The sequence below is a fragment of the Thermocoleostomius sinensis A174 genome (assembly GCF_026802175.1).
In the GTDB taxonomy this organism is placed as follows: Bacteria; Cyanobacteriota; Cyanobacteriia; order Elainellales; family Elainellaceae; genus Thermocoleostomius; species Thermocoleostomius sinensis.
The window spans coordinates 4,248,621-4,274,235 of record NZ_CP113797.1 but is presented as its reverse complement, the minus strand read 5'-3'; the positions used below and the strand labels follow the sequence as shown (position 1 = coordinate 4,274,235).

At 48.7% G+C, this 25,615-nt stretch carries 25 protein-coding genes and 1 CRISPR repeat array (1 of these 26 running past the window's edge); of the genes, 7 read left to right on the top strand and 18 right to left on the bottom strand.

Features of this window, described 5'->3' with window-relative positions; genetic code table 11:
• Positions 1-8: 8 nt before the first annotated feature.
• From OXH18_RS18500 to OXH18_RS18490, 3 genes are all read right to left on the bottom strand, one after another.
• A complete protein-coding gene (locus OXH18_RS18500; RefSeq protein ID WP_268608765.1) occupies positions 9-182 on the bottom strand; it encodes a hypothetical protein in 174 nt (57 codons plus the stop codon).
• A 333-nt stretch (positions 183-515) separates the two neighbouring features.
• Entirely contained in the window at positions 516-983 is a 468-nt protein-coding gene (locus OXH18_RS18495) for a hypothetical protein (protein WP_268608763.1), read from the bottom strand.
• 296 nt (positions 984-1,279) lie between these two features.
• On the bottom strand, positions 1,280-3,610 hold the full coding sequence (locus OXH18_RS18490; RefSeq protein ID WP_268608762.1) for a Tex family protein: 2,331 nt from the start codon (positions 3,608-3,610) through the stop codon (positions 1,280-1,282).
• 508 nt (positions 3,611-4,118) lie between these two features.
• Between OXH18_RS18490 and OXH18_RS18485 the strand changes: the two genes are divergently transcribed.
• On the top strand, positions 4,119-6,719 hold the full coding sequence (locus tag OXH18_RS18485) for a tetratricopeptide repeat protein (RefSeq protein WP_268608760.1): 2,601 nt from the start codon (positions 4,119-4,121) through the stop codon (positions 6,717-6,719).
• 39 nt (positions 6,720-6,758) lie between these two features.
• On the opposite strand, the gene OXH18_RS18480 is transcribed toward OXH18_RS18485, so the two are convergent.
• The 5 genes from OXH18_RS18480 to ahcY form a co-directional block, all read right to left on the bottom strand.
• Positions 6,759-7,175, bottom strand: a complete 417-nt coding sequence (locus OXH18_RS18480) for a hypothetical protein (protein ID WP_268608758.1) — start codon at positions 7,173-7,175, stop codon at positions 6,759-6,761.
• A gap of 149 nt (positions 7,176-7,324) precedes the next feature.
• Entirely contained in the window at positions 7,325-8,284 is a 960-nt protein-coding gene (locus tag OXH18_RS18475; RefSeq protein WP_390904337.1) for a YihY/virulence factor BrkB family protein, read from the bottom strand.
• Between the two features lie 277 nt (positions 8,285-8,561).
• The gene (locus OXH18_RS18470; RefSeq protein ID WP_268608754.1) at positions 8,562-9,182 is read right to left on the bottom strand and encodes a DedA family protein; all 621 of its coding nucleotides are present in this window, start codon (positions 9,180-9,182) and stop codon (positions 8,562-8,564) included.
• A 65-nt stretch (positions 9,183-9,247) separates the two neighbouring features.
• The gene (locus tag OXH18_RS18465) at positions 9,248-9,880 is read right to left on the bottom strand and encodes an exopolysaccharide biosynthesis protein (RefSeq protein WP_268608752.1); all 633 of its coding nucleotides are present in this window, start codon (positions 9,878-9,880) and stop codon (positions 9,248-9,250) included.
• Between the two features lie 115 nt (positions 9,881-9,995).
• A complete protein-coding gene (ahcY, locus tag OXH18_RS18460; protein WP_268608750.1) occupies positions 9,996-11,267 on the bottom strand; it encodes an adenosylhomocysteinase in 1,272 nt (423 codons plus the stop codon).
• A 347-nt stretch (positions 11,268-11,614) separates the two neighbouring features.
• Here ahcY and OXH18_RS18455 point away from each other — a divergent pair, with 347 nt between their 5' ends.
• Positions 11,615-12,178, top strand: coding sequence for an HdeD family acid-resistance protein (locus tag OXH18_RS18455; RefSeq protein ID WP_268608748.1), 564 nt, complete (start codon positions 11,615-11,617; stop codon positions 12,176-12,178).
• A 198-nt stretch (positions 12,179-12,376) separates the two neighbouring features.
• On the opposite strand, the gene OXH18_RS18450 is transcribed toward OXH18_RS18455, so the two are convergent.
• Entirely contained in the window at positions 12,377-12,598 is a 222-nt protein-coding gene (locus OXH18_RS18450) for a chlorophyll a/b-binding protein (RefSeq protein ID WP_268608747.1), read from the bottom strand.
• A gap of 222 nt (positions 12,599-12,820) precedes the next feature.
• Positions 12,821-13,123 (bottom strand): hypothetical protein, encoded by a 303-nt coding sequence (locus OXH18_RS18445; RefSeq protein WP_268608746.1) that lies wholly within the window; start codon positions 13,121-13,123, stop codon positions 12,821-12,823.
• 113 nt (positions 13,124-13,236) lie between these two features.
• Here OXH18_RS18445 and OXH18_RS18440 point away from each other — a divergent pair, with 113 nt between their 5' ends.
• The 3 genes from OXH18_RS18440 (at position 13,237) to OXH18_RS18430 (ending at position 14,871) form a co-directional block, all read left to right on the top strand.
• Positions 13,237-13,686, top strand: a complete 450-nt coding sequence (locus OXH18_RS18440) for a hypothetical protein (RefSeq protein ID WP_268608744.1) — start codon at positions 13,237-13,239, stop codon at positions 13,684-13,686.
• Between the two features lie 272 nt (positions 13,687-13,958).
• Positions 13,959-14,606 carry a hypothetical protein gene (locus tag OXH18_RS18435; protein WP_268608742.1) on the top strand — a complete coding sequence of 216 codons (648 nt, stop codon included), beginning with the start codon at positions 13,959-13,961 and terminating at the stop codon, positions 14,604-14,606.
• Between the two features lie 28 nt (positions 14,607-14,634).
• A complete protein-coding gene (locus OXH18_RS18430) occupies positions 14,635-14,871 on the top strand; it encodes a hypothetical protein (protein WP_268608740.1) in 237 nt (78 codons plus the stop codon).
• Here OXH18_RS18430 and OXH18_RS18425 read toward each other — a convergent pair.
• From OXH18_RS18425 to OXH18_RS18415, 3 genes are all read right to left on the bottom strand, one after another.
• Complete coding sequence (locus OXH18_RS18425; protein ID WP_268608738.1) at positions 14,866-16,353, bottom strand: FAD-dependent oxidoreductase; 1,488 nt, start codon at positions 16,351-16,353, stop codon at positions 14,866-14,868. The genes OXH18_RS18430 and OXH18_RS18425 overlap by 6 nt on opposite strands.
• Positions 16,354-16,356: 3 nt before the next feature.
• Entirely contained in the window at positions 16,357-16,722 is a 366-nt protein-coding gene (locus OXH18_RS18420) for a GNAT family N-acetyltransferase (RefSeq protein ID WP_268613211.1), read from the bottom strand.
• A gap of 162 nt (positions 16,723-16,884) precedes the next feature.
• Positions 16,885-17,169: a hypothetical protein gene (locus OXH18_RS18415; RefSeq protein ID WP_268608736.1), complete on the bottom strand. Its 285-nt coding sequence runs from the start codon at positions 17,167-17,169 to the stop codon at positions 16,885-16,887.
• 26 nt (positions 17,170-17,195) lie between these two features.
• Here OXH18_RS18415 and OXH18_RS18410 point away from each other — a divergent pair, with 26 nt between their 5' ends.
• Complete coding sequence (locus OXH18_RS18410) at positions 17,196-17,324, top strand: hypothetical protein (RefSeq protein ID WP_268608735.1); 129 nt, start codon at positions 17,196-17,198, stop codon at positions 17,322-17,324.
• 80 nt (positions 17,325-17,404) lie between these two features.
• Here OXH18_RS18410 and OXH18_RS18405 read toward each other — a convergent pair whose 3' ends face one another.
• From OXH18_RS18405 to hemE, 4 genes are all read right to left on the bottom strand, one after another.
• Entirely contained in the window at positions 17,405-18,427 is a 1,023-nt protein-coding gene (locus tag OXH18_RS18405) for a pentapeptide repeat-containing protein (RefSeq protein ID WP_268608733.1), read from the bottom strand.
• 576 nt (positions 18,428-19,003) lie between these two features.
• Positions 19,004-19,432: a VOC family protein gene (locus OXH18_RS18400; RefSeq protein WP_268608731.1), complete on the bottom strand. Its 429-nt coding sequence runs from the start codon at positions 19,430-19,432 to the stop codon at positions 19,004-19,006.
• A gap of 11 nt (positions 19,433-19,443) precedes the next feature.
• Positions 19,444-20,400: an NAD-dependent epimerase/dehydratase family protein gene (locus tag OXH18_RS18395; RefSeq protein WP_268608729.1), complete on the bottom strand. Its 957-nt coding sequence runs from the start codon at positions 20,398-20,400 to the stop codon at positions 19,444-19,446.
• Positions 20,401-20,822: 422 nt separating this feature from the next.
• Entirely contained in the window at positions 20,823-21,887 is a 1,065-nt protein-coding gene (gene hemE / locus OXH18_RS18390) for a uroporphyrinogen decarboxylase (RefSeq protein ID WP_268608727.1), read from the bottom strand.
• 213 nt (positions 21,888-22,100) lie between these two features.
• On the opposite strand from hemE, the gene OXH18_RS18385 reads away from it, so the two are divergent.
• Entirely contained in the window at positions 22,101-23,117 is a 1,017-nt protein-coding gene (locus OXH18_RS18385) for an ABC transporter substrate-binding protein (protein WP_268608725.1), read from the top strand.
• A gap of 231 nt (positions 23,118-23,348) precedes the next feature.
• Here OXH18_RS18385 and OXH18_RS18380 read toward each other — a convergent pair whose 3' ends face one another.
• Complete coding sequence (locus OXH18_RS18380; protein ID WP_268608723.1) at positions 23,349-23,594, bottom strand: hypothetical protein; 246 nt, start codon at positions 23,592-23,594, stop codon at positions 23,349-23,351.
• Positions 23,595-23,940: 346 nt separating this feature from the next.
• Positions 23,941-25,615: a CRISPR direct-repeat array (repeat unit 37 nt; unit sequence GTTTCAATCCCTGGAAGGGTTTGGTGATGATTAGCGC); it runs 24 nt beyond the window's last position.

The window sequence follows — 25,615 nt, the reverse complement described above, 5'->3', positions numbered from 1 at the left end:
GGTGCTATTTAGTGAAATTGGCTCATTTCAGCTACTTTAGCCAAGTCTTCTCCTCGAATTTTTTGATCGAGAGAATCATGAATGCATTCCGCAACTTGTAGTAGTTTGTGTTCGCCCAATCCTTCTTCATACACCGCCACCATGACTGAGTGTTTTAACGATCGGTTTCTCACATGTTGCATTTTTATGCAACTACAAGCTTCCTAGAGAAGGATACGAAGCGTTCACCTACTTTTTCACTCAAATCGTTTAGTACGGTGATACCTATTCCTAGCATTAATCTGACAGATCCCGTAGGGGTAGTTCGCGAAATGCTCTCATAGATGCGGTGATGAGTCGTTCAAGTTTAGAGAATTTAGTAGTTAGCTAGTATTAGCTTGTCTACCAGTTTGTATCTCTTTACATAAACAGTTCTGGTAACGGGTGTGTTCTTATCAAAGACTTACGCAAGTAAAAGCGTGGGTTTCCATGGGTAACTATTGCCTGATCTGTTTCCGGCTACTGACGCCCTTTACCTACTCGATTAGAGAATCCTGATCAGGATACATATCAGAAATCAAGGGCTGATCTGGGTGATCTGATCTACCGGGATGATTATGCCCTTCCCAATCATGGCACTGATCCCCATCGGCTCCATAGGGGTGCATGGCACAAACCAATAAGTTTCCCCCATACATCTTGCCGTGATAGTGACAGCAGCCTCGGCAAACGCTTGGCTGTTGGGGCAAGGTCGGGCGATGTGGCTGCGTGTTCATCTGCCGCAGCAATTCTAGATACACATCTGTGTTGGCTTCCCGCGTCTTACGCTCTCGATGGCGCTCTAAAGCCAGCGTTGTCACTGAGAAGCCCAGAAGACAGGAACTCGTGAGAGCAGCCGTTGCTTGAATTGCTTGATTGTCTGACCGCACTGCCACGTAAAGAGCAATGCCTGCACACATTCCGCTCAGCGCCACTTTACCAATCATGGTTGCCATCAAAGTCATCCGTCTTCGTAGAGGAACTTATGATTGCCGATCGCCACCCATTACCCGATCAGGCACATTCTAATTGTCACATTACATATGTTCATCCTAGCGGTAGCAAATCCGGGGAAAGCACGATTGAACTCCTAGCCTATTCTAGGGTATGTCATTGGGTTTGTGTCAAAGATCCAAGTCATAGCAGAACGCGATCGTCCTACCGCGATCGTCATGCATCATCGCAGGTTGATTCGAAGTCGGTCACCAAACTCGAAGCAGTGTTGGTGTGCTCTAAGCACTGTGTTCTGTCTTTTGCCAGTCTATGCTTTTCGTCCAAATTTCGATCGCAGGTCTTCCAATGTTGCAGAAGGCGATGCCGATCGCTCGCTGTGGGGTTTTGGTTGAGGCTTTGGTTGTCCTTTCTCTGCTTTCTGAGATTTTGGTGGATTGACCTTTTGTTCCGCCTTGTTGCCTTGACTGCTGGTATGGCGTGGTTCTGCATCGGACGATCGCATCGATAAGCTGATACGCTTCAGAGCTTCATTCACCTCCAACACACGCACCTTCACCACTTGTCCCACTTTGATGATTTGTTTAGGATCGCTGACAAACCGATCGGCCAGTTGCGAGACATGCACCAGCCCGTCTTGATGCACCCCAATATCAACAAACGCACCAAAATTGGCCACATTTGTTACCACGCCTTCTAGCTGCATTCCCGGTTTCAGATCGCAAATTTCCTTAACGCCTTCTTGAAAGGTGGCATATTTGAACTCTGCACGCGGATCACGGCCCGGTTTTTCCAGTTCTGCCAAAATGTCGCGTAGGGTAGGTTCCCCGATGGTGTCAGTGACGTATTTTTTTAGATCGGTTCGCTTCAGCCGCTCGGATATTTGTGTGACTTGGCTGAGCGACACCTGCAAATCCTTGGCGATCGCCTCCACAACTTGATAGCTTTCAGGGTGCACAGCCGTGTTATCCAGGGGATTACTACCATCGCGAATGCGCAAAAAACCGGCGGCTTGTTCAAACGCTTTCGGCCCCAGTTTGGGAACTTTCAGCAGTTCGCGTCGATTGGTAAAGGCACCGTTTTGGTTACGATAAGCGACGATGTTATTGGCGATCGCGGCATTAATTCCTGATACGAACGTCAAAAGCTGTTTAGATGCCGTGTTTAGGTCTACACCAACATAATTGACGCAGCTTTCTATGGTTTCATCGAGTTTTTTCTTCAGTAGCTTTTGATCAACATCATGCTGATATTGGCCTACACCGATTGACTTGGGATCGATTTTTACTAACTCTGCCAATGGATCTTGTAATCGCCGTCCAATACTAATGGCACCCCGCACCGTCACATCCTGATCGGGGAACTCCTCGATCGCCACGTTGCTAGCGGAATAAATGGAGGCTCCCGATTCGTTGACAATCACCTTGATGGGCGATCGATCGATCGACTTTAAAACCGTTGCCACAAATTCATCGGTTTCGCGACTGGCTGTACCGTTTCCAATCGCAATCAATTGCACGTGATGGGTGTCAATCATGCGCTTCAGCGTCTCTGCCGCTTGCTGGCGTGCCCCATCAGATTGGTGCGGAAAAATCGTTTGATATTCCAAAAACTTACCCGTTTGATCCAGTGCTACGACCTTACAGCCCGTGCGAAACCCTGGGTCAATTGCCAGTGTGGGTTTCATGCCCGCTGGAGGCGACAGCAACAGTTCCCGCAAATTGGCTTCAAAGGTGCGAATTGATTCAATATCCGCTTCCAGCTTCTTAGCAGCGCGAATTTCACTGATCAGGGAATTCTTCATCAAACGATTGAAGGCGTCCTTCAGCATGTCACGGTAGAAAGATCGCACCGGAGGCTGCTTCGATTGAATCATTTCTGACTCCAGATACGCTATCACTGTGTCTTCATCAAATATCAGGGCAAAGTCCAGAATGCCTTCTGCTTCGCCGCGATAGAGAGCCAGCAGATTGTGTGGAGCGATCGACTTGACCTTGGCTTGATACTGACGGTACATCTCAAACTTGGTTGTGCCTTCAGGATAATCGGGTTTCACGGTCGAGACAAACAGCCCCGTATCCAGCAAATACTCGCGCAAATACGCACGAAGGTTTGCCTGTTCTGCCACCTCCTCGGCCAAAATATCTGCTGCCCCTTGCAAGGCGGCTTCGATCGTCGCTACGCCCTTCTCTTCAGAAACATACTGGGCAGCTTCCAACTCCAGTGGCACCCCAGTAGCAGTAGGTTGATTGAGAGATTTAATCCAGATTGCCAATGGTTCCAAGCCCTTCTCGCGAGCAATCGTAGCGCGGGTACGACGCTTGGGGCGATAGGGCAAGTACAGATCTTCCAATTCGTTCTTCTGCAAACAGGCTTCAATCTGCTGCTGCAACGCATCGGTGAGTTTTCCCTGTTCTGCGATCGACTTCAAGATCGCCGCCTTGCGTTCTTCTAACTCCGTCAAATAGGTGTAGCGGTCTAATAAGTTTCGTAATTGCACCTCATTCATCTCACCCGTGCGCTCTTTACGGTAGCGGGCAATGAAGGGAACGGTGGCTCCTTCTGTCAATAGTTGTAGAGCATTTTCAACCTGATACGGCTTCAGCGCCAATTCATTCGCCAGCAGTTGAGGAATGTTCATAACCAATTCGATCGTCAGTCTCGTTCTGAAATTATGATTCAAACAGTTCTTCTAGGATAGGCGATCGAACTCGGTTCAATTGAAAGATACAGGCACAAAGTTTTCGGCTCTCCTTCGGCTATACTCCGGGATTTAACCCTCTTCCCCTTGGGTGCATCTCCACTTTCGTATCTGTGTGGTTGTAATAGCCCTCATCCCCCTGCCCTTTCTCCCATGGCTAGAAGAAGGGGAGTCAGAGAAAAATGGCTCGGCTCAAACAAAGCCAATGCTTCCGGCTCAAAGTCTCTCGCCAGGACTTGGAAGCGGGATTAGGGCGAAGGCCAGCACAACGGGGATACACCCTCACCCTTTTCTTATCTGGCTCTCTATCTATCCTGACCCAATCCTAAAGTCCTTGAAAAAAGAGTCATAGCAACTGGGTATTCACTGTTCGTGTTCTGCCTTGCTGGGCTACCTTTGCTTTTGTCTAGTTCGGGGCTTGCTTTACCATCCTCGCTGTTTTTTCGCTGTGGCAAACGTTCCTCTTCGCAAAATTTTGGGGTTGAATCAGCAGACGTATCAGCGGCTTAAACTAGCGCTGGATCTGAATTTGCGTCGGCAAATTTTTATCGCAGTATGTGATGATTTGGTGTTGCGCGATCGACTAGCAACACAACTGCAAACGGAACTCAATCAAGCCCCTGCATTAGAGTTGGCCGGAGTTGACGCCTCTCGCTTACCGTCCGCAGTGCAACACTATCCTCGACTGGTGAGTGTGCAACTGAGCCTGGAAGATCCAAACCCGTTGATTCAGGTAGCGCAATGGCTGAACCAATCTCCACCACCCATCATCGGTCGATCGGCGATGGAGATGCCTGCGTTTCAAATTTTAGGCATTGAACATCTGACGCGACAGTCTCCAGCGGTTCAGCGCCTATTTCTAACCCATTTACAGACGATCGAGCGCCATCTGCCGCTACTTGACCTCAGCTTGCTATTTTGGATCACCCAGCCTTGGTTTCACACCGTATCGCAATCTGTACCAGAGTTTTGGCGCTGTCGAACAGGGGTATTTGAGTTTATTGGCGATCCTACTCCACTCACTATCACGCTGCCAGAGCGATTTGGGGCCCAGTCTTCGCGTCTAGACCCAAGCAGTGAAACGGTGCCGCCCTTAGAGTATGCCGTTCGTGATCCTGTAATTCATGAGCGCGGTGATGAGCAAAATGCAGGAAACCACGCCGCCGCCGCGATCGAAACGCCCCCAACGGATGCAGCGACTCCCACCAAGGAAGATAGCCCGGAACTGGCAGAAAATCCTTGGTTGACGCTGCTGCACGACGAGCAACTCGATCGCGTGTTAGCCGATGCAGAGGATGGGCTGGATGCAACGTTTACCCTGGATGATCTAGAGAGCAATCCTTGGCTGCAAGCGGAAGGCTTAGGAGATGAGACCTCCGCAATAGATGCCACTCAGTCTCATTCGCTGTTGCCAGAGGATTTGGCCGCAGAGTTAGTCGCAGAGTTAACTAATGGAGATGTTCCTGATAACCCGTTGTTGGCTTGGGTCGAGCAGTTTATCCAGCATCAAGAAGATATTCAAGACCAGGCAACGCCGATCGAGTCACCTTCCAAGTCACAATCACCTTCCTCAGCAGAACCACCTGCGACGGCTGATAATCCTTGGTTGCCACTGGGTGAAAATCTGAATCAGCTTTATGAAACAACGGATGATCCGGATCTGGCTCAGCCAGCTTCTGAACCACCAATGGCAACCAACGGAGCCTCGCCTACGGTCGGTCAAACCTCGTCTGCTGCCACTGCCCAACCGCCTCTTTCTGAACTACCTACCCATGTCGGCATTCACCTACCTGATGGACTTCCCGATGCCGATCGCATTCAGCGAATTTTGCAACACATTGAAGAACTGCATCAGCGGAACGCCTCTTCCACGGTTTTGATTGATGCTTACCGCAGCGTGGGTAATCTTTTCCGCGATCGCGTCGAACAAGGAGATGCCACACCCCAAAATCTCTCAATCGCTATCCAAGCCTACGAACAGGTGTTGGTACGATTGCCCGAGGTATCGCCGCTTTGGGTTGATATTCTCAACGACTTGGGGAATCTCTACTGGATGACCTCTCGCTTGTTGCCTACCAGTCAGGGATTAGCTTATCTACAGCAAGGAATTCAAGCGTATCAGCTTGCCATCACCAAAATTGATCCGCAAACGCAGGCCCAAACCTACCCAATGGTGCAAAACAACTTGGGTGCGGCGTATGCCGATCTCGCTCGCCACGACAACCCAGTGGACAATTTGGAATTATCGGTACAGTCTTATCGTGAAGCCTTGCGCTATCGCACCCCTGAGTCTGATCCGTTGCGCTATGCCTCTACCCAAAATAACTTGGGAACAACCTACTGGAATTTGGCTCAGTATAAAGAGCAGAAAGCCAACCTCAAATTGGCAATTACGGCCTACTCGGAAGCCTTGCAGTACTACAATCCCGATCAAGAGCCGCTCAATTACGCCATGATTCAAAATAACTTAGGGACTGCTTACTGGAACTTGGCTCAGCATGAACCCCATGAGGATTGGCTGTCGCTGGCGGTGTCTGCCTATCAGATGGCACTCACGTATCGAACGCGGGAGGCAGTTCCAGCAGCCCATGCGGCCACTCAAAATAATTTGGGCACCGCGTACTGGCACCTTGCGAATCAAACCGACCATCCCCAAGAGCGGCTCGACCATTTGCAACATGCGATCGTAGCCTATGAAGCGTCACTTCAAGCGGCAGCGTATTTACAACAGCAGTCCAATGCAATAATGCTCAACTTTGATCTGTTTGCCACCCACAATAACTTAGGTTTAGCGCACTATCAATTCGCCACAGACTCCATGAATGGGCTGAGCACAACTGAACAAACTACCCATCTAGAAGCTGCAATTCTTCATCATGTGTTGGCACTACAGGGTTGGGCAGAACAACCTAACTTGCGGCAAACAGCCTTTAATTGCATTGTCCAAACTATTCGTGCTGCCTACAATCAACAAGGCTTAGCAGGGCAAAGCCTAATGTTATCTAAAGTACCCGGCGATCTGTTGCCAGAAATTCTACCCAAACTGTGATCGATCGAGAAATGTATTCGCTAGTTTAGTTTGGCTGCTTTAGCTTCTGGAACGTCCATCTTTTTTAGTAGGAGGTTCATTCTTCGGACAGTAATCTGAGCAGTCAATTGCTGTTTCTTTTAGCACATCAGATGGATGAACAGCACATTTGAGATAGGAATTATTTGAGAAAAATCGGCAGTTTCGACACGGTACTTTGTCTGTATATTTTAAGGTATCAATGACTTGCTTGTGTTCTGCTTGCAGCTTAAGCGCAATTATTCTCAGAAGTAGCGCCATGCCAATCAAGCCAATCCCCAAAAGTCCGATCGATAGAATTGAATTTTCAGGTTGAGTAGGATTGAGCGGAACATCTTCAATTGATGTCTCGGGCTGAATGAATTCGTATTGAGTAGCCTGACTTACGAGTTGTCGAGGTTGAAAAGATTTTTCTAGCTGAGTTGCTGGTTGTTCCATAATGTCTTTACCTTAATATTGCGAAGCGTTCTACCGAGAGGTGATCGAATACTTGTTTGAATTAAGTGAAGATTGATATGAGCCACAACGGTCTGCAACGTATCAGCTTTATCAACGTCTCAATCAATTCGTTACCAAAGCGAACCTCCTCACCGTATCTTCTTGCGGCGTGTTTTTGAGGAGCGATTTTTAGGTTGATTCGCAGTATCTTGATTTTCAAGATTTGAAGACGAGGTTGACACCGCATATTCTTCAGGAACAATTGGAAATCCATGTTGTCGGGCATACACTTTGGTAAATTCTGCCCCCACAAATAGGATATGTGCTGCGTAATAAATCCAAGTGATTAAGATAACAAATGATCCTGCTACGCCATAGGCAGAACCAAAATTTGTTTGGCTGAGAAATAATGAAAACAACGACTGACCCAGCATAAATAAAGCAGTTGTTAGGGAAGCACCCACGATCGCATCTTGCCAGCGTACTTTAGCATCTGGCAGGATGGTATACATGGCTGTAAACAACAGCGTAATCATTCCGAAAGAGACCACAAAGCTGAGGGCACGCCAGAGATAACTCAGGGCTGGTATGATATCACGCAAGGTATTGATCACTGCCACCAGCACCGTATTGGCAACCAACGACACCAGCAGCAGAAACGCGATTACCAGCACCATCGCAAATGTCAGCAACCGCTTACGTAAAAAATGCAGCAGTTGTCGTCTGGGTTCTGGTTTCACCTCCCAAATTTTGTCAAGTGCAGTTTGGATTTGAGCAAAAACCCCCGATGCTCCGAAGGCAAAGAACCCCAAGCTCACCACCAACCGCAAGGGTCCGCCTGTAGTGTCCTGTCGCAGGTTTGCGATCGCCGTTTCTAGAATTTGTGCCCCTTCTTCACCCACAATTTCTTGAAGCTGTCCGACCAATTCTCCCTCGGCTGCCGCTTCGCCAAAAATGACTCCTACAATCATAATCACCAAAATCATCAAGGGAGCCAACGAAAACACAGTATAGTAAGCCAGCGATGACGCCAGTAGCGACACTTGATTGAATTGCCATTCGGAGAAGGTTTCTTTAATCAGTCTCCAGATGCGTTTCATGCTAGTCATAGAAATTCAATCGCCCATATGGACACTGTGCTTCTACCTGTGCGACTAGAGGGTCACTAGTGCTGCTTTTCCCTTTGTTCAGTGGCGATATTCAGCGATCGCGCCAATTCAACAAGGAGGAAAAATGTTTCTTCTGTCTTCAAGATTAAAAGCAAATGTGATTGAAAAGTGATAGTCAATCAAGATCTGACCAAAGACAGAGACAGCCGCTACATAAACAATGAATGAGTCTTCAGAAAGTTAGTTGTCATTTTTCACGCGTTCATTCATCTATCCCTCACCGTTTGCCTTGCTGCCGTCGCACAGTGCGTCTTCGGCGAATAATCCAAACAATCCCCGCTATCACGAATCCCCCTAAAACAATCTTAGAAATCGGCCCCAAATATTCTTCAACCAACGTATAGTTTTTTCCCAACAGATATCCAGCTAATGTAAGCAGCAGCGTCCATGCCAATGTGCCCAAGCTGGAATAGATCAAGAACTGAGCAATCGGCATGTGGCTAAACCCTGCGGGGAGTGAAATCAGCGTGCGCACTCCTGGAACCATCCGCCCCAACAGGACCGCCTTGCTGCCGTGGCGATAGAACCACTGTTTCGTTTTGTCAATTTCATTTGGAGAAATTCCCAACCACGTTCCATGTTTTGTAATCCACTGCTTGATGCGATCTTCACCCAGAAATTTGCCTAGGTAATACCAAGGCAGCGCTCCCAATACAGTGCCAATGACACCAGCGGCGATCGCTGGAACCAAAGCCATTTTGCCTTGAGAAGCAGTGAACCCAGCCAACGGCATGATCAGTTCTGAGGGAATCGGCGGGAAAATATTTTCCAAAAACATCAACAGACCGATTCCGACGTATCCCAAAGATTCGATAACAGTGGTAATCCATTCCGTCATAGCGATCGTGGTTTTAGGGTATGACTTGTGTAGGAGGGGGTAGGGATTAGAGAGTAGGAGGCTTGCTATTGACCTGGACTCAGTAACCAACCTTTCATCAAGGTCAATACTCCCTTGACGGCTGTGTAGCCAAACATCAGCACTGATGTTGTGAGGGTTGCTCCCAGCGCACATAGCACGAGTCCGGCTAAGCTGATAGCGCCATCGTCATCAAGCAGCCCAAATCCAGTCACAAAAATCCCGATCGCTGGCAGCGTATTGGTCAGCGGAATGGGAATCATCATTGAAATAGACATGAGGGCAATGGCTAAACCAATCACTACTCGTCCTGGCAAGCTGGTGCAGACAGAGGTTAACCGAGGGCGTGACAGAGCTTCAATCCGACGCAACCAAGGCAATCCTGCTTTTAAGACACCTTGCACTTGTTTTAGCTCTAGCGAATGTCGTCGAAATCGTTCAGGGAACCACGGCGTTTTGGCTCCCATGATTAACTGCACAGCTAGCAGAAATAGCAGAATCCCAAATGGTACAGAATAACCAGGGGCAGGAACAGGTAATGCAGACGGCAGTGCCAGCAGCACAAACAGAAAGCCAAAAATCCGTTCTCCGGCAATCGATAAGATGTCATCCAGGGTGACTCGATTGCTGCGGGGTTCTTCTAGGAAAAAACGCTGTAGTTCTGTAGAAAGTCGCGCCACAATTAACTCTTTTCAAGGGATAACGTTTACAGAAGAGGGGCGTCTTAGTAACGCCCCACACACACCTACGATCGGCAGATTGATTGCACCCTGATTGAGATCGTGAACTGACCGTCTAGGTTCCAGAAGTCCAGGAATTCATGTATTCGACTTGCTCATCGGTGAGTGTATCAATGGCAATGCCCATTGCTTGCAGTTTCAACCGAGCGATCTCTTGATCAACTTCCGTAGGAATGGAATACAATCCGGGTTCTAGCTGACCTTTATTTTTTACTAAGTACTCACAGGCTAAGGCTTGGTTGGCAAAGCTCATATCCATCACTGCGCTGGGATGACCTTCGGCGGCGGCTAGGTTAATTAGGCGACCTTCTCCCAACACCACGATCGACTTGCCACTGTTGAGGCGATACTCTTCGGTAAAGTTCCGCACTTGCTTCACCTCTGAAGCCATCGATTTGAGCGTCTTGAGGTCAATTTCAATATCAAAGTGGCCCGAGTTGCAGACGATTGCTCCGTCTTTCATGCGCTCAAAATGCTCACCCCGAATGATGTGCTTATTACCCGTCACCGTGATGAACAGGTCACCATAAGGAGCCGCTGCTTCCATGGGCATGACCCGGAAACCATCCATGGCCGCTTCGATCGCCCTGACCGGATCAACTTCGGTGACAATCACATTGGCTCCCATGCCGCGAGCACGCAGGGCTGTTCCCTTACCACACCAACCATAGCCTGCTACAACCACAGTTTTTCCAGCCAGCAGAATATTGGTGGCGCGAATAATGCCATCTAGGGTAGATTGTCCCGTGCCATAGCGATTGTCGAAGAAATGCTTGGTGTCGGCATCATTAACGTTCATAGCTGGGAAAGTAAGCACGCCATCCCGCAGCATGGCCTTGAGGCGAACAATCCCGGTGGTGGTTTCTTCGGTGGTGCCAATTAAATCAGGAATTTGTTGCTGACGCTCTTGAATCAATGTGGCTACCACATCACTGCCGTCGTCAATGATAATGTTGGGGCGATGATCAAGAGCGATATTCACATGACGATGGTAAGTCTCGTTATCTTCTCCCTTTTGGGCGAACACCGAGATGCCATAATCAACAACAAGACTAGCAGCCACATCATCTTGAGTCGAAAGCGGGTTGCTGGCAATGAGCACGGCATCGGCCCCAGCATGTTTGAGCGCGATCGCCAAATGCGCCGTTTCAGTTGTAACGTGACAACAAGCCACCAACCGAATGCCTGCTAGCGGCTTTTCCTGGGCAAAGCGTTCTTGAATTTGGCGCAGAACGGGCATTTCTCGTCCGGCCCAGTCAATTCGTTGCTTTCCCAAAGGGGCTAGAGAAAGGTCTTTTACGTCGTGTTTTACCTGAGTTGCTACCATGTGAAGCCTTGCAATACTTTGTTACTTCGGATCTGCTCTAACTAGCTTATCCGATGAATCCATTGATTAAGGAGAAAGCACACTAAAGATCATGGAGCTTCCTCAGGGATATAGCCTACAGTGGGTTGTTCTACGGAATTTTGGAGATTTATCATTTCTGAGCGTGCCTAATCAATGCCTGCGGATCAATGTCTGCGAAGACCCTTTGCTTGAGCTTTGGTTTTTCTGATACCACTGATACCAAAAATCCCTGAGCAGATTGCGCACAAGTCTATCTTTGGAGCCTATCGAGCGATTGGAAAATCCCATAGCCTTATTTTGCGTTGTGAAGTAGTGAGGACAACTCTATGACCTCTGATGTGACGAACTCTTCCCCAAAAAATGCAAATCGATCGTTAATCGTGGGAATTTTGCTGATTGTATTAGGAGCAATTGCCATTGCTTTGCCGGTGGTCTCGACCCTAGTCGCCGAAACGTGGCTGGCCGTTATTCTGGCGTCAGCGGGAACGACAAAGATCATCTATGCATTCCAAACTCGCGATCGAGGTGGCTTTGTCTGGAAATTGTTGCTTGGAATTTTGTATGTGGCTACAGGCATTATGTTGTTTGTTTATCCGCGAACCGGGATTTTAACACTGACTTTACTGCTGGGCAGCTTTCTGTTGACCGAGGGCGTCTTCGAGTTAGTATTAGCCTTTCGGCTCCGTCCTCAAGCAAATTGGACTTGGGCCCTATTCAATGGAATCATCACGTTATTGTTGGGTGCTATGATTTGGTTCCAATGGCCATTTAATGCGCCTTGGGCGATCGGAACCTTAGTGGGGATCAGTGTTCTATTCAGCGGAGTCTCGCGGTTGATGATGTCGTTAGTTCCTCCGTCAGACAATTCAAGCCAAGCTGCTTCGTTATAGCAGATCGATTGCCCTATCATCTCGCGAAACTGGGGCATATTGTGTTTGCCAGTTTAATCCTCATCACAGGGTCTCCAGCAGGACAAAAACTCCTTGGCGTTAATGTAACTCTTCAAGGTTGAGTCATCGTCCATTAGCGCCAAGGAGAACTATTAAGATGGAAACCGAAAATTTGTTTAACCTATCGCCTTTAGCCGACTAGTAAGGAAGAAGGTGGAGCACGTCACGGACAACGCTATAGCCAGCAATGTCCCACAGCAGGTAAGCGAGGAATCCAATCATAGCTAGACGGCCATTCCACAGTTCAGCTTGTGGCTTCCAACCAAACAGAAAGGCATTGCGATCGACACCATTGTATTCGCGAGCCACGGGGGGCAGATTAGTTGCAGAGCGGTTTTCAGTGGGTGTTGGGTTCGTCATGATTTACATTCCTTAACAAACGCTATATTTACATCCTACTGACGGGATCAGTGGCTGCGCTCTATCTTTAGGACTAGGTCTAAAAGTTATTGGGTAGAGATCCAAGGTGTTCACATTGCGACTGATTGTGATGAAGTAGACAGATATCTGACCTCATCTCCCCCACCCTCTGCTCCATAACCTAGGCACTGTCGAAAGTGACACATCGCGTATATCGATAAATCATTCCAAACCACTGCTGAGTTTTGCTTGAGACGTTTCGATCGCCCCAGAAGCGTGCATTAATTGTTCCAACGCTATTTCCATATCTATGTCTATAGGCGATGTTTGCCTGAATTCTGTCAAAGCTTGATTGACCTTCTTCAAAGCTTGTATATGCTGTTGAGCAAAGTGATCTTCGAACGACTCGATCGCGTTAATTCTCGCCACAATCAAGTCATTCATTGCTTCTAATATTGACGTAAATCCGTGGGTTTGTAACAGTTCATTGAGTTCATGAATAAGCGGATGCGAAGATTCCATCATTACTGTCTACCCTTTTCAGCCGTATATGATCTAAGTACGAATGGTATCTTTAGTTTGACTGAATGGCTTGGGAAAAGCCCTTAGCCCTTAGAAGCATTCAATAAGGAAAAAGTATGAGCCATTTCAAAGAATTTGCAGCGTCTGTCAGTCCGCTCGCTCTTAGCATGAGTCTGTTGGTTCCTAACATTGGAAGTGGGAGGCACGCTATTGCCCAAACCCCGTTAGGACAGGTACAGTCTCCTTCGCTTGAAACAGTCCAGTTGGATTTCAACGAAACCGTAACCCCAACTTCCCCTAGTTCAGACCCTGCTCCCTTAGACTCCTTGCCCAGCAGCCCTGACACGGGTGTGACGTTACCCAGTCCGCTAGCACCCGTCCCCCCTCAGAACACCCAAGAACCGATCGATCCCTCTGTCGAATCCACTCCTATCAATCCTGTGATCATCGATGGTGTGATTCCCGATCCATCAGCCGCTCCAATTGCCCCATCAGAATTTAATCAGCCGGTCCCTAACGAATCTGTTCCCAATCTATCTGTCCCCACATCAGAATCAATCAACTGAGTGCTAACATGCCTTGATCAACAAAGTAGCCTCTTACAATAGTCCGGACACTTTTGTACCAAAAGGGTTTTCAACATTTCCATAAAAACGGTCCGAAGGATTGCTCTTACGTTCAGATACGTTCAGACAACGAGTGGTGGTTTGGACTGAAAAAACAAGTTTCAGCTTTTTCCGAATAGGTTCCCTCTTGCAGCAGACGTTGAATGAAGTGGAGACTGCTACAGTAAGAGTCTTAACCTAGGCTTAAACGACTTGTCGGAGGAGGTAGCATCGTGGCTGCCAAGAAGAAATCGAAACCGCACAAAACCCAAAAACAGATAAATCAGTCCAACCGCACAATTCTCGGAATCGACATGGCTGAGCTTGGGTCTGCTATTGCTGCTGCTGTTGTGGCAGAACTGACCCAAACGGTACTGATCAAAACGACTCAATCACTCAACGACAGCGAGCAAGTCGATCGCATGAGCCATTCGGTCAAAAAGGTGGCTACCTCAGTCAAATCTGCGCTGGAAGATGCCCCCCCTTCCGTCAAAGAAGCGGTATCGGCTATTCAAGAGGTGATGCAGCCCATACAACCCGCCGCGACGAATTTGGTAGAAACAGGCAAAGAGACACCTGATGAAGCAACACAAGCCCTGAAGGAAACGGCCGAGTCTACAATTGACACAACCAGATCTGCCACTGGCAATACTGCGGAGTTAGTTGAGGCGGTGATTGAACGGGCCAGCGATTTCTTTGTTCCTGCGAATGGCGATCGTAATGGAGTTGAGAACCACATCACTGAAACTGTAAAAACGGCAGTAGACAAGCTGAAAACAGGTCTAGATGAGCTTGAACTGCCTAAAAAGAAACCAAAGAAAAACAAGAATAAGGCGAAGAAGAAGAAATCTAAAAAGAAATCAAAGAAAAACAAAAAGTAACTTAATGTTCACTCGGAGAAGTTTCCCAATGTCCCTTCTGTTTCTTGCCATTCAGAATCCCCCTGAGATTCCCAACAACCCACCGCTACCCCAACCGTTGCCATCGCCCCAACCAGCGCCCGTGCCCCCTGTTCCTCCACCCAATCCCGATCCTGACCCATTGCCTAATCCGTCGCCTCCCCCAGACCCAGATCCCAATCCCATTCCCCCACCCGATCGCACTCCTGAAATTAACCCTGGTGCACCTTCGCGCTTAGGACTATAAAGAAGCAGATGCGGGTTGTTTTGCTCGCTGGCGACTTAAATCTTTGGATTTTGTCCTGCAACGCAGCCACTGTCCTAGCACTTTCCGCAAAAGTTGTGGACGGAATAGAGAGGTAGGTGGCTTCAGCATATGAATCACTTCAATTAAGGCTTGGTAGGTGGCTAGGTCGCTCGTAGACAGGATAATTACCTGCTCCATATAACGATGCATGAGCCGAGTGAAGTAGGTGGGTTCGTCGCCTTCTGTAGTTTCCCAACGAAAATCATCGCTGGTTGCCATCATCCACGGTGTTTGCAGTAACCGAGCCAATTGCATTTGAAACACTCGAGAAAAGCAATGGCGATCGTTGATTCGATTTGCCTGATTTGCTGCTAGTGGCAATGTTTGGGTTAATGCTTGATCTAACAACAGGGCACTGAGTGCAGCCGTTGTCATGCCCTGTCCATAAATTGGATTGAAGGCACACACCGCATCTCCCAGTGCTATGATTCCCTCCGGAAACCGCTTTAGTTTTTCGTAGTGCCGCCAACAATTCTCGGTACGTCGATAGCTTTGTACCGGAGAGAGTGGTGTTGCATCTTTGATAGTCTCGTACAGCAGCGGATGCCGTAAGCTTTGCACAAATTCAAGAAAGCCCTGCTCATCGGCGGGGGGACAATCGTCTGCAATACCCCCTACACTCAACACCCAGCGATCGGCCTCGACTGCCATCAAGAAACCGCCACGTCGTTCCACTGGAGGATTAGCCATAATAACGGCTCCTGCCCAATCCCTAGACTGATCAGGCGTTCGTTCATACCAACGACTGCTATAGCCCAAAAAGGCATTCACGATCGTTTTGGCAGGTGCAGGATAGCCCAGCGCTTCTAACCATTTGGGTAAGGCGGAGTTACGCCCGCTAGCGTCAACCACCAGATCCGCAAACAGCGGGATTGAAGCCTCTACAGAATCGCGTTGCAGCACGACCCCAGTAATCCGACTGCGATCGGCATTGGCAAGTAGCTGTTTCACCGTGCAGGCAGACATGATAGTTACCCGATCGTCTGCACTTAGACGCTGACGCACCAGCCACTCCAATAGCGCTCGGCTGGCCAAAAAGCTGGTGATGTTGGACTGAAACCGGGGCATCCAACCGTGAATACCAAACCAGGGGAAGTTGGCAGTCCAATCAATTTGTGGAACGCCCAACTCGGCTAATTCTGCTTTGATACCTGGAAACAACTGTTCTAAAATTTGTTGACCCCGCGCCAACAGCACATGCACATGGCTCGCTTGGGGAACACCGGGTCGTCGTTCTGGTTGATCGGGAAGCCGATCGCGCTCAAGGACAGTCACTCGATCGAAGTGATTCAGCAACACACGCGCTGCCAATAGTCCAGCGATGCTAGCACCAATGACAATCGCGCTCGATTCCTGAGAATTTGAAGAGTTCAATGCATCATTAGATTCTAATTGAAGTGATGCTTGATTATCAGTTATCATGATTCAGCGCTCCAAATATTTTTCCATTAAGAAGTTACAGAACGATACACCCTGTTGTTCCACTCTTTGTTTCGTCACCACACCATATCCTTTGCGTTGAAAAAATGGTGTGGCTGTAATGCTAACTTCAGAAAAAGGTCGCCGGATTCCTAACGCGGATGCGATCGTTTCTAGGTGATGCAATAACTGAGAGCCAATCCCTTGCTGTTGATAGTTGTGATGACAGTAAAAGCAGTCGATGTAGCCGTTAGAGTCAAGCATGGCAAATCCTACAATTTGTCCGTTAGCTTCGGCAACATCGGTCGATCGCGTGTGCAGTTTAGTTTGCCAAAGTTCTTCATCAGTCGTGCCCGCAGACCATACAGCAATCTGTTCGGCTGTGTAATCTTAGCTGTTCACACAATGAACAGTATCGTAGAATAGCTGGCGAATACTGGATAGATTACCGGATTGGAAATCTCAAATAATCATTATTGCAAGTGAATTAGTATGTTTATAAACTTAATTTCTAAACTCAATTAGAAGTATATTCTAACCAGATTGACGAAAAATAAAGTGACTCAATGTGTACCAAATTTCTTGCACACAACCACGATTAGAAGTGGCTGGGTGGGTGGGCGTTGGCGATAATGACTCCGATCGCTTCTGAACCGGAGGCGGCGTACTTTGCAACGGACTAGCAGCATCGATTGCTGGTTCCATCCCCTTTGAAGAAGACGGAGCAACCGGAACAGTGGCAATGTATAACCCCAGCGTCAACACACACGCATTGACTAGTGGGTCGATGAACCGATGGGGGCGCTGCGCTGCTTGCATAGCTGTCTTCTCCTAACGTCCTCCTAATGGTTCTCAGTTTAGGACGCGATCGAGAAGAACTGGGGGAGACGATTGAATGGCTACAGGCATTACTACAGGCATTAGTAAAGCAGCAGCAAAACAGTCACGCCCCCGGCTGTTGCCGTCCCCCCTAGCCAAGGGGACTATAGGGGGGCATAAGTCAGGGAGACTTTAAAGGATCATCAAGAGATGTCACTAGGTTTGAAACACTAGCTTAGGATGTACGCAACCACGAAAACTGTTCTGCAATTGTATGCAATGGTGAGGGAAACCGGGTTGTCGGATCAGAGAGAATGTTGCGAAGGTCAGCCCCGTCTAGGGTTGTGCCTTGCAGTTGTGCCCCCCGTAAATTCGCGTGGTTTAGATTCGCGTTGCGCAATTGTGCCATCCAAAGATAGGCGCTTCGTAAGTTGGCGTGTTCTGCATTTGCTCCGGTCAGGTTAGCCCCATTGAGGTTAGCCCCACTGAGATTGGCGTAATGCAAATTAGCCGACGTGAGATTGCTACGGCTGAGATGGGCTTCACTGAGATCTGCTTTTGCCAAGGTGGCTCCGGTTAAATTGGCAGCCCGCAAATTCGCTTGGATCAGCGAGGCGCGCTTTAGCTGGGCGTGCGTTAAATTGGTGGCAGTTAAATTAGCCTGGTTAAAATTCACACCGTTGAGGCGTGCTCGGCTCATATCAACCCCATCAAGCTCTGCCCCGCTTAAATCGACCCCATTGACGAATGCACCACAAAGCTTCACATGTAGCAAACAGGCTCCACGTAGATTTGCCCCGCTGAGTTTGGCGTTCGACAAATTTGCCCAACTTAAATCAGCGCTTTCCAAATTGGCAGCATAGAGATTAATGTGACTTAAATTTGCACCACAGAAATTAACGCTTTTGAGGCTAGCTTGCCGCAAGTTCACGGACTGGAAAACCGCGCCAGTCAGCTTTGCCTCCGTTAAGTTGGTTTTCACCAAATTAGCCCCCGTGAGGTTAGCCTTGGTGAAATCACACTGGCTTAAGTCTGCACCGCCCAGTTTAACGTATTGCATCTTAGAGCCATATAAAAACGCGCCCTTCAAACAGGTTTCCGTTAAAATGCTGCGATCGAATCTGGTAAACGGCAAAAATGCTCCGGTCAAGTTTGCGCCGCTTAAATTGATGCCAGTGAAGTCGGCTCCGGCTAAATTCACTCCAGCAAAATTGCGCTCACCCGCCGCATACTGTTGTATTAATTCATCAACATCCATAGGACTCAAGTAGCGTAGAAACAGGAAGTTGACTCACCATGCTTGGAACGAACAGGGTTTACAACGAACAGAGTTTACATGGATAGGCTGCTAAACAGCAGACACCGATCGTAGAGCAACCATTGTGATAGGTGCTTCATGCTTACAGCGAACTGTTGTGTATGAACGTTCCCGCACTGCAATCAGAAGGTATCAAAGCAACAAGAAAACAAAACAAAACTTAGTGAAACAAAATTAATCGTGACACCAATTCTCTATCCGGTGGACTAGTATACCGACCCTTCCTACCCTCCCCTTGGTAAAGAGAGGAGCCGCACGCGGTGGAATGAATGCGATGCAGCCTAATAAAGAATGGGACTCACAAGCTACGTTTTTAAACGAGGTCTTCAACTTGAATATTAGAACGAACCTTTGTTCTGTTCACTCTAGCAAAGAACACGGAAGAGATTGGGTGAGATTGGTCACGATCGCTCAAGTTGTTAGTAAACTTGAACTATCTTGAACTAATGCAATATCTAGCGCAATATCTATTGATGCCAATTGATGCTGATTGATGCCGTGAATCTAGGCGATCAATTAAGTGGCATAAGTGGCAAAAATGGATGCATCGTGTTGAAATGCCTTGAATTCCAAAGCATTGCCGCTAGGGTCGAGAATAAACAGTGTTGCTTGTTCACCCACTTCTCCTTGAAAGCGCCTGTATGGTTCAATCACAAACTCAACGTGATGTTGCCGGAGGCGATCGGCTAATGCCTGCCATTGTTCCATGTCTAAAATTACACCCCAATGCTGCACGGGCACGGGTTTACCGTCAACGAGATTGGTTGCTATGCTATCAAACACGTCTGGGCAAAGGTGGGCAGTTGTTTGATGTCCGAAGAAATTGAAATCAATCCACGTATCCGAGCTACGACCGATCGAGCACCCCAACACAGTTTCGTAAAACTGACGGGTGGACACCAGATCTTTAACAGGAAAGGCAAGGTGAAAGGGACGCAAAACCATAGCAATTGGAATTAAGGATAGGGCGAGATGCCGCTGGCTTTCAGCAGATCGCGCAGGGTAGGGTAGTAGGTAATTAAACCAAATGACTCAGGACTAACCGGGTTTTGATAACTAAAGTGACGATAGCTCATGCAGAATCGATCCCAGTCCGCCACTTGAATCCGAAAGACTGCAATCAGTAACTCGGCAAGCTGTGGCGATAGGGGAATGCGGAAATAGATGCGTTTGTTGAGATAGGTACAAATTTCTTTGACGGCTTGATTCACTGTCAGAACCGGATTCCCTAAGACAAATTCATGCGGGTCGTTGGCATCGGGGGGATGATCAACAAAGTACGTCACCACTTGGGCAATATCGTGGGCGTGAAGAAAGTGAAAGCTGGCATCGGTTTGGAGGAAGCGAATCAGGTCAGCCCATTTCAAGACATCCTTTAACCCTGAAGACAGGTGAGAGTAGGGCTTGTTGTCTTCGCCGCCAAAAACCAACGTGGGAAATAGGGTCGTGATTTTGGGCGCGATCGCCAGCTTTGACAACTGCAAATGGCACGTATATTTCGATCGAATGTAATCAGTGCCCAGTTCCCCGGCTGCTTTCAAGGGTTGATTGTGGCGATCGAGAATGCTGGCCGTAGAAAAATAAATTACCTGCTCGCATACATCGGGATCAAGCAAGTTCAGTAACCGTACGGTTTTGATCACATTCACATCGAAGACATCTTCTCCACCCCAGGCGGTGGCTGCCAAGATTGCCACCTGCATTGTCTTCAGCAGCCGACCCACTTGTTCAATCTCTCGCATGTCGCCGGGAATGATTGTGATACCAGGGCGAGCATTATAGTCAAACTTCAGCTTACTGATATCTCTGACCATGAAAAACAATTCATGGGAAGTGCGCTGAATCAAAAGATCGGCAATGTAATGACCAATGCAACCGCTGGCACCAGTGATGAAGATTCGTTTCGCAGGCATGAGAGGGGGTTAGGGGTGGGGGACAGGGGGGGGAAATTGGAGTTAGCCCTAACAAATTAGATGATCTAGATGATAAATGATCAGCACGAGACCGATCGAATGAAACCCCTCCCAACCTCCCCTTATCGAGAGGAGTCGCCGTAGGCGGTGGGGTGATCTGGGTGGAGACTGTGACTTAAATCGGGATAGGCTCATCGTAAGAACACTGATGGGTTCATGATGAACCGAATTGATCGATCCAGGATGAATCGATGCCATTGGATGATAGGGCCAATGTTGTGCATCTGGCAAGGCGATCGATCTGTCTAAGACTCTAATGCTATGCCAGATCAGGTGAGAACGGTATGCAACCATTACAATTAATCGATCGCGCCCAAGGAGCAGTTCCACCGCCTTTAGGTATCTTCCATCCCCAATTCCTATTACGCATGAACGGCCAACAATTGATCGACTTGCTTTGCGGTTTCAAAGAAGAAAGCGGCGTTTTCTTCGGGGGTATTGGGCAGAATGCCGTGCCCCAAATTGAGGATATGTCCCTGGTTACCAGCTTTGCGAATGGTATCGAGAATGCGATCGCGGATGAACTCTTTTGAGCCAAACAAAACACCCGGATCGAGGTTGCCCTGCACTTTGACATCCCACCCTAAGCGTTGCCGAGCTTCGGCCATGTCCACGGTCCAATCTAGGCTGATGATATCGGCTCCGGAGTGGCCCATGCGTTCCAATAGACCCGCACTGCCGCTGACTAGCAGAATTAGCGGGGTATCGGGGTGGGTTTGCTTAACTTGGCGAATGACACGCTGCTGGTAGGGTAAGGCGAAGACTTCATAATCCTGTGGACTTAGTTGCCCGGCCCACGAGTCAAACATTTGCACGACTTGTGCTCCGGCATCGATTTGGTAGCGGACATAGGTCGCGATCGAGTCGGCCAGAAACTCTAGGAATCGATGCAACATCGACGGCTCGGAAAAGGCCATGTTTTTGATGATGGAGTAGGTTTTAGAGCCTTTGCCTTCGACGGCGTAGGCTGCTAGCGTCCACGGTGCACCCACAAAGCCCAATACGGTCGATTCATTGCCTACTTCTTGCCGCAGGGTTTGCAGAATGGTTTGGATAAACGGCAGTGATTCGGCCGGTTCCAGCGGGCGTAACTGATTGAGATCATTCCATGTGCGAATGGGCTGGTGAATAATGGGGCCTTGTCCTTCAGCAATGTCCATCTCAATGCCCATGCCCGGTAAGGGAGTGACAATGTCGGAGAACAAAATCACGCCATCGGGTTGAAAGGCGCGCCAAGGTTGCAGCGAAACCTCGACGGCGACTTCGGGAATTTCCGATCGCTCGCGAAATGACGGATATTTTTCTCGCAGTTCCCGATAAGCTTTCATGTAACGCCCAGCCTGCCGCATCATCCAAACAGGCGGACGGTTCAGTTTTTCTCCACGGGCAGCCCGAAGTAGATAGGGAACTTGGTTTGATCCAATCATCTGAACTCCGTCATCTAATAAACAAATTCTTAAGCGCATCTGCTAGCTTACCATCCAGCGATCGCCCTCTCGGCATAGGGTCTGGGCAAACCTTCATAAAAGTTCAGATTCTTCAGAGTCGCTGTTCACTATTTGTTACATTCGGTACTGCTTGGTGCGCAACCTTGCGTCCATAATGAAGGGCTATTTTGTTGAGGGCTGGACTATACAGAAATGAAACGTCGATCGCTTTTAAAGTTTTCTAGCTATTTGGGTGCCACTGTGTTACTGACTCGCTTAGGGCAAACCAAGCCTGCATTGGCGCAATCTGCCGAACCGGATGTCCTAACGATGCAATTGGATTGGGTGTTTAATGTGCAGTTTGCCGGGTTGCTGTTGGCCGAGCAGTTGGGGCTATATCAAGACAAGGGTGTGAATGTGGTGATCAAACCGTGGGAGTCTGGCATGATTGTGCCAGAAGAGGTAGTCAAAAATCCGCTGACAATTGGCTGTGCCGAGCAAAATTTGATTCTGGATGCCCAAGCACAGGGGGCACCGATTAAGGCGATCGCTACGATGTTTCAAGCGTCTCCTTATGCGCTGATGATGATGCCGGATAGTGGCTTGACTACGCTGGCCGATTTGGCGGGTAAAACGGTGGGGGTGCATGTTGATGGGCTGAAGGTGATGGAGTTGGTGAAGGGGGTCAATAATTTGCCCACCATTGAGGTGGTGGAAGTGCCCTACGAAAACAAACTCGATCGCTTAATTCAGGGAGAGGTGGCAGCGCTACAATGCTATGCCGTAGATGAGCCGATCGGCTTTGCGCAACAAGTGGGAGAAGCTCCGTTGCTGTTGCCGATGGATCAGTATGGCTACAATGCTTATGCTCAAACTTTCTTCACCACTACCACGGTTTTAGAACAACAGCCAGACCAAGTTAGCGCGTTTCTGGAGGCTAGTTTTGAGGGCTGGAAACGAGCATTAGCAGATATTTCCGGAACGGCGCAAATGGTTGCGGAAATCTATGCCGAACCGGATAGCAAATACACTGATGTCGATTATCAAACTCAGTCGTTGGCATTGGTGGGAGAGTATGTCATGCGGGGCATTTCTGAGGCAGAACTGGGTGTGATTTCGGCGGCACAATGGCAGGAAACGGCTGAATTGATGGCTGACTATGGCATTATTACGGCGGCTCCTTCGGTAGAGGCATCGCTAGATTTAAGTGTGTGGCCGGGGACTTTGTAGGAATGGGGAATAGGGGTTGTAATGGTTGTGACTAGGGCGAGGAACCCCTGTTTGACAGAGGTGGGGCAGTCTGGCGTTGTCTCCATGCCTGACCCTGCGGGGGTGGAGGAGGAATCCAGCATTGCCTTCATCCCCGTCCTTGCGTTCAACCAGGAGAAGGGGGCAAAAGATGGGGGAAGCGTCGCACAGCGCATTACTCTCAACTCCCGACTCCCCATTCCTGCTCACCTCTTACCGATCGACATAGCGCTTGTAAATCCGCATAATCTCTCCGGGTTCTCGCACCGTGGCTTGTTGAATCTGGGCATAGGGCAAGGCCCGTGACCAGTTTTCCACGCGGCAGTAGCCACAGTGATACAGGTGGGCAATCTCAGCCGCTACATCTTCGGGTTGTCCAATCATCAAGATTTTGACGGCGCGGCGCTTGCTTCTGACCGATCGCGCGTCTCCCGATGGAATATCAATGAAGTCAGCCATAGTTCAGAACTCCTAGTTTCAGATGAGGAAACTAGAAGCCAAATTCGATTCACCATTGCAGCAAGATCTGTCAGCTAGATGAGATAATCTCTTCTAGCCTTAGACCGGGTTGCGTCCGGTTTAAGGTTAGCTGGTTAGGGTTGTTGCTAGCTTCCCTAATCAGCGCTCCTAGAACTTAGCTTCTAGGCGATACGTTGTTGCTGAAGCTATTTTCTGTCAAGGAAAAGATAGCCTCGACTTTTGAGGCTATCACTTTGTCATTCAATAATCAAGTTATTTTTGAACTCTCTGCTTGACGCGATGATGACGCGATTAGGTGGCGATCGAACCTGACCCTGTGCTCACTGTTACGATGTTTGGAAGGGTTTGGTGATGATTAGCGCGTAACGGGTGAAAGGCTCAGAGGAGCTTTCGCTTAGTTTCAATCCCTGGAAGGGTTTGGTGATGATTAGCGCAGCGATTGGCAGCCCAGCATCCACTTGCTCTCATCCGTTTCAATCCCTGGAAGGGTTTGGTGATGATTAGCGCCTTTCAAGCCCAGTGTGGCAAAGTCAGCCCCCAGATAAAGTTTCAATCCCTGGAAGGGTTTGGTGATGATTAGCGCCTTAGGCATTCGTTTAATCTCCATTGATTAATTTGGGTTTCAATCCCTGGAAGGGTTTGGTGATGATTAGCGCCCCGAATCCCCGTTCAGATGCCCCGGAATAAGTTAGTTTCAATCCCTGGAAGGGTTTGGTGATGATTAGCGCCGGATCAGATATCACTGCTTTTGCCGCCGCTTTAGATGTTTCAATCCCTGGAAGGGTTTGGTGATGATTAGCGCCAACCAACCAAATACCTGAGTTACACTAATCTGCTGGTTTCAATCCCTGGAAGGGTTTGGTGATGATTAGCGCCCTATTTTCGAGGGTTCTATAAATCAAACTGCTGTTGTTTCAATCCCTGGAAGGGTTTGGTGATGATTAGCGCATATGTGCTTTTTCGATCACATTCGTGGCCGGAAAAGGTTTCAATCCCTGGAAGGGTTTGGTGATGATTAGCGCATTGCCACCGGCCGCTCTGTGGGTGTTGGTACAAGTTTCAATCCCTGGAAGGGTTTGGTGATGATTAGCGCGATTACGGTCTTTCTCCTCAGTGATGCTGAGGGTGTTTCAATCCCTGGAAGGGTTTGGTGATGATTAGCGCAAGGAATTAAGAATTACTGGAATACACGCGGATAAAGTTTCAATCCCTGGAAGGGTTTGGTGATGATTAGCGCCAAGGCAATGCCAGCACCAATGGCGATCGGGGCTGTTTCAATCCCTGGAAGGGTTTGGTGATGATTAGCGCAATAGCGACGTAGTGTAGATAAACGTGCTGCTGTAGTTTCAATCCCTGGAAGGGTTTGGTGATGATTAGCGCTTTGCGTGCCACCTTACCACCCAAGCCGGGAAGCGTTTCAATCCCTGGAAGGGTTTGGTGATGATTAGCGCCAAGCCATGACCCGCATTTTTGATCCGGGCAGAGAGTTTCAATCCCTGGAAGGGTTTGGTGATGATTAGCGCGCTGTAATCGATTCGAGTTGGAAGGAAGGATCTGGTTTCAATCCCTGGAAGGGTTTGGTGATGATTAGCGCCATCAATAGGGGCATCTTGGGGCAAGTGCTTATAGTTTCAATCCCTGGAAGGGTTTGGTGATGATTAGCGCTTCGTGGCCGGAAAAGCACACGTGTGGCCGGAATGCGTTTCAATCCCTGGAAGGGTTTGGTGATGATTAGCGCCCCGGATCGTCGGCTCCTTCAGCACCCGCCATCCGACGTTTCAATCCCTGGAAGGGTTTGGTGATGATTAGCGCGTTAACGTAATCACATTGGTCGTGGTGTTAACAGTTTCAATCCCTGGAAGGGTTTGGTGATGATTAGCGCCGACCCGCTTACCACTGGCATCCAACCCAAATGTGTTTCAATCCCTGGAAGGGTTTGGTGATGATTAGCGCAACAGCGACAGCCGCCATGACTCCAGTGGAGAAAGTTTCAATCCCTG